This window comes from Mycobacterium sp. (assembly GCF_049281135.1).
Classification (GTDB): domain Bacteria; phylum Actinomycetota; class Actinomycetes; order Mycobacteriales; family Mycobacteriaceae; genus Mycobacterium.
Genome location: NZ_JBAPRN010000180.1, coordinates 1 through 5,483 on the forward strand (window position 1 = coordinate 1; position 5,483 = coordinate 5,483).

Below are 5,483 nucleotides of genomic sequence, written 5' to 3' on the forward strand. Positions count from 1 at the left end.
ATCTCGCGCCGACCTAGTGTTCGATGAAGCGCACGCGCTCGAAGACACCTTGACCGCCGCCTGGACAGAACAAATCGACGCTCTAGAACTCGAGATTCTGGTCAACAGCGTTTCGCCCCGCTCAAAACTACTGCGGCGCATCCGATCGCGGACCGCAACAGATCCCTCTGTCACCAAGGCTGTCCAGGACATCGCTGCCAGCAGCTCGCAAGTGCGTGCAACAGCGGCGGAATTCGCTAAGACAATTGACATCTACCTTCACGAATACGCGGGCAAATCGGATTCCGTCGTACTCAGCGCCGGCCTCGTCCGCGGCCGGCCCGAGTTCCGAACACTGCGGCAAGCCTCGGCCGCGGTCCGTTACGGGCTGATCCAACTGGCGAAAGCGGTTGGTCTACTGCGTAGCTCACTTACCGGCGTCGCGGGCACGGGAGCTGCGCAGCGGCGCCTTCGCGGCTACTCCGAGCGACTAGACACGGCGATCGATCTGCTCGGCAGCATGCGAGACTTGCCCGACGATCACCTCTGGGTCTACCGGCTCGCCGCCGATGAGGACGACCCCGCCGCCTGGACGTACGAGCGCATTCCGATACACATCTTTCCCGAGTTCCAGCAATCGATCGTCGACAAGACACATTCAACTGTCCTGTGTTCGGCGACCCTGACGGTCGAACACCACTTCGACTACATCGCATCCCGCCTGGGCATCGACGTCAAGCCTGATCCGCAAGAGGGCAGCTTCCACGGGCTGCGGCTGACGTCGCCGTTCGATTATGCGAAGCAGTCCACAGTCATCTTGACCAATCATCTCCCAGTTCCCATCCCTGTGAATGAGCGCGAGTTCTGCGAAGAGATGGCCGCAGATCAGACGGGGTTCCTGTCGCTGTCCGGCGGCAAGACCCTGACTCTATTTGCAGCAAGAAGCCGCATGGAAGACGTTGCGGCCCGCGTCCGGACCCGGACGCCCGAACTCGCCGAAAGAGGGGTGGAGCTGCTTGTCCAGCACGAGCTGGGTCGTTCACAAATCCAGCATCGGTTCCGCAACGAGATGGGTACCGTCCTCTACGGGCTTCGCTCGTACTGGGAAGGTTTCGATGCCCCGGGCGAAACCCTGTCGTACCTTTTCATCGAGAAGCCGCCCTATCCCCATCCGAACGATCCCCTGGTCTCCGCTCGACAGCGTGCGATTGCGGATCGCGGCGGTGACCCGTTCCTGGACTACGTCCTGCCGATGACGGCGATGCAATTTACCCAAGGCTTCGGCAGGCTCGTGCGTAACGAAACAGAGAAAGGCGCAGCCCTGGTATGCGATCGTCGGTTGCACGCCCCGACTCAGGCACGGCGCGTCATCCTCGGCTCGCTGCCGGATCCCACCATCCACGAAGCTATCGATCGTGATGACGCATGGACCCGGGCGATCGAGTTTGTCACCGGCGTGGCGCCTGACATCTCATCCGCGATCACATTTGGGCGCGACGATGTCTCGCAGCTCCTGGAAAACCTCCGGCTCGTTCCCGGTGAAGACCCGACGGCGAAGCTCATTGAGGCAGCCGAAAAGCTATTCGGGATCACCGAGCTGCACCCGAAGCAGTTGGAAGTGATGCGAGCGTTCGTTGACGGCAAGGACTTCCTCGCTGTGCTTCCAACAGGATTCGGCAAGTCCCTGTGCTTTCAACTGCCGGCACTGCTGGCTGCCGAGGCGCGGGCGACCGTTGTCGTATCGCCGCTCGTTGCCCTTATCAAGGATCAGGTCAACGACCTGCGTGGGCGCCGGGGCATCCGCCCGGTGCAGGGCATCACCGGGACAACGTCGCGGGTTGTGCAAACCGAGATCCTGCGCGACACCGCCGACGGCCGGGTCCGGCTACTTTACGTTTCACCAGAACGACTTGCGCGCGATCCTGTGCTCCGCGGCGCCCTGAGCCGTCAAGAGCTCAATCGAGTGGTGGTGGACGAGGCGCACTGCATCTCGGTGTGGGGCCACGACTTTCGTCCCGAATTCCGACAGGTGCCGGCCTCGGTCGCCACTTTCAGTACTCGGCCACCTCGAGCCGGCCTTACCGCGACAGCCACCACCGAGGTCGCAACTGACATCACAGCGTCTATGGCGCTGCAAAACCCAATCATGGTGCGCGAGCCCAGCGACCGGCCCAATCTCCGTTTCCGGGTTATCAAGTGTGCCAACGACCGAGAGCGAACTCGTGAGCTTCTGCGGTTCGTGACGTGGTCCAACGAGCACCCAGGCATCGTGTATGTGACCCGGCGCGCGCTGGCTGAAGAGGTCGCCTCGCTGCTCCGACGCGCCGGCCATGCGGCGCGTCCTTATCACGCGGGCATGGTTCCCGAGCAGCGCGATGCAGTCCAGGAAGATTTCGACGCGGACACGACACGCATCATCGTTGCAACGAAGGCTTTTGGCATGGGAATTAACAAGCCCAACATCGGATGGGTCGTGCACTACGACCTGCCCGACTCGCTCGACGGCTACGCCCAGGAAGCAGGGCGAGCCGCACGACAGCGCGATCTCACCGGTGATTGCGTATTGCTCTACACTCAGCGCGATATCGCACGCCGTAGAGGACTTCTGCAGGCCCAAGATGTGAAAGCTGACGCGGCGTTGACACAACGCTTGCTTACCGCACTTTGGACGTGCCCCGAGCGGGGAACCAGCAGGACGTTCGACGTCGATGAGATGGCGGATGTGCTGGGCGTCGATGACGACGAGATCAATGTCCATCTCGCGCAGTTGGAGAGAGTCGGCGCACTGGAGCAGGGCCTCGACTGCTCGGCACGCGGAACCGTCGACGTCGGGTTTCGCGAGCCCGAGGATGAAGAGGAACGCCGTTTCTTCCGAGAGCTTTTCTACCGTCATCACCGAGCACGGCCTAATGTCCGTCTGCAGCTGGACTTTCAGCAACTCAGCGAGCAGCACGGATATGACCCGGACACATTGGAGCAGCAACTGATCCAGTGGACACTGAACCGGCTAATCACCTTCTCCAGCTCCCGCCGACTTCGCCGCGTCCAACTGCGGCGGCGGATAGCTCGCGCCGACGCGCTCGCCAACGAGTCGACGCGCTGGAAGAAATGGCAACAACGTCGCCTCCAGGCCATGATCGACTACGCCGCAAATGAATCCGACTGCCGACGCGTCCTCGTCGGCAGTCATTTTGGTGACCGCGTAACCGACTGCGGTCATCGCGACATAGTGGCCTGCGACATCTGCAGCGGGCAGGCAGCACCGTGGTCATCGCTGGCCGATCACCTCGTTGCCGACCCGGAGTTGTTGATCAACGCTGAACTCACGGTGCTGCAGGCTGTCGCGTGGGCTTCATCGTTTCGCAAAGGTGCTTACGGGGAGATCAGCTTGCAGGCAGCAGTTCTCGGCAAAGAGTCGCTGGGTGTTGGACGACCGCTTGGCCAGGGCGTTCTTAGCTGCCCTCAATTCGGGGCGCTGAGACATGTGCGCAACGGCGAGAAGCGCTGGAACGAAGCCCTAGGTCAGGTCATCGATAAAGGACTCGTCGCTCGTCGTGCCGTTCAGCGGGAAGGCTCCACTGCCTCCTACCAAACACTCGTATTGACGCCAGCCGGCGCCCAAACTCTCGGAGTCCCAGTACAGCAACATGATTGAAAAACGAATCACACAGCAACTGCTGGAAGCGGGTGAGCTCGTGCTCACCCCAACTGAGCGCGTTGAGCTCGCGCTGCCAGAACACAGTACGACCATCAAGATTGAGCTTGAAGGCGAAGTATTCGGCACGCAATGGAGCGGGCGAACGCGACAACTCAGCGGAGACATGTTTACCGAGCGCCTTCAGGACTACGGCCAAGTTGGTGGATTGGTCCGCCTCCGCTACGTCGACCAGGTATACCGACTACTCCTGCTGCCACCCGGCTCCGGTTTGCAGGTCAGCCGTCAGCTTTCGCAACCCGCTGTTGTTCACAAGGTTGCACAAAAATCGAAAGCCGCGCGCCGGCGAGCTACCATCGACCGCCAATTCCACTCGGACGACGAGTACGACTGGGGATCCAGTGACCCGCGGACCATCGGCTTTCTAGTCGAAGCCCGCACGCTCTTCGGGGAACAGCTCAAAGCGGCCGGCTTCGACCCACTGGAGCTTGTCGAGTTGCGTTTGCAAGGAGAAGAACTGGCGACGCTCGACGATTTCGAAGAGCTCCTCGCAGTCGACGTCGCCAACGTCGATCGGATGCCGCATCAGGAAGCCGTCGCACGGCACGCCTTATCCCGCCTCCGCGGGCGAGCAGTGTTGGCTGATGAGGTTGGGCTTGGCAAGACAATCGAAGCTGGCCTGGCGGTCAAGGAATTGACTCTGCGTGGTCTAGCCAAGCGGGCCCTCATCCTGTGTCCCGCTCCCCTCCGCGATCAATGGAGAGAGGAGATGCACAACAAGTTCGACCTACCGTTCGATGTCGCATATCGGGGTTACGACATTGGCACGCAGGACAAGCTCATCGTCAGCCTGACTCTGGCCACTCGCGAAATCGACAAACTTACTAAAAAACCATGGGACATAGTCATTGTCGATGAGGCACATCGCGCAGCTGGGGCAGGCGCACGCAAACGTCGCGAGCTGATCACCGCATTGACGACCGCCTGCCGCTATGCATTCTTCTTGACGGCCACGCCTGTTCAGAACGATCTTCTAGAGCTTTACCGCCTAGTCGAGCTTTTACGTCCCGGCACTTTCACATCAGTCAGCGCATTCAAGCGGGAATTCATGACAGGCTATGACCCACGGAAGCCGAAGGATCCCGCGGCACTGCGGCGCCTCATCAGCAGCGCCATGATCCGCACGACCAGGGCTCAAGCCGGCGTCGACCGCGTCGTCAGACGCGCTGTCGATGTGCCGATCGAGCTCGGGCCACGCGAGCGCGAACTATACGTTCTGAGTACCGAACTGCTGCGCAACATCATGAATAGCCCAGGCGACACCATGCGGAGACGCAGTCTGGCGCTGCGCCTTACAGCGAGCCCATTCTCAATGGGGACGACTGCACTCCGAATGGCGGAGAGGCATCCTGACCCACGCGTCCGCGCTGCGCTCAGCGAGGTCGGTCATCTCGCGATGGACATAGCCGGTTCCGCCCGAGAAAACAAAGCTCTCGACATCACCCGCGGTTGGATCATAGACCATGGGCGGGTCCTGATATTCACCCAACACACCGACACGGTTACCGGGCTGCTACGGCGCATAGAGGCCGAGGGTCTCAAAGCTCGTTCGTTCCACGGATCGATGTCCCCCAGTGAACGGGCAGCCACCATTGCCGCTTTCAGATCAGGCGAAGCGCCGATCATGATCTCGACAGACGCCGGTGCTGAGGGGCAGAACCTCCAGTTCTGCAACTGCGTCCTGAACTACGACCTGCCATGGAATCCAATGCGTATCGAACAACGTATCGGACGCGTCGACCGCCTGACGCAGCCGCGCGATGAAGTATTCGTCGCCAATCTGTACGCG

At 61.0% G+C, this 5,483-nt stretch carries 2 protein-coding genes; both read left to right on the plus strand.

The window, feature by feature from the left end; genetic code table 11:
* Positions 1-3,634 (plus strand): RecQ family ATP-dependent DNA helicase (locus WAN02_RS07235; protein ID WP_422263481.1); only part of this gene is annotated, 3,634 nt, incomplete at its 5' end.
* On the plus strand, positions 3,627-5,483 hold a 1,857-nt coding region (locus WAN02_RS07240; protein WP_422263482.1), incomplete at its 3' end, for a DEAD/DEAH box helicase. The genes WAN02_RS07235 and WAN02_RS07240, both read left to right, overlap by 8 nt.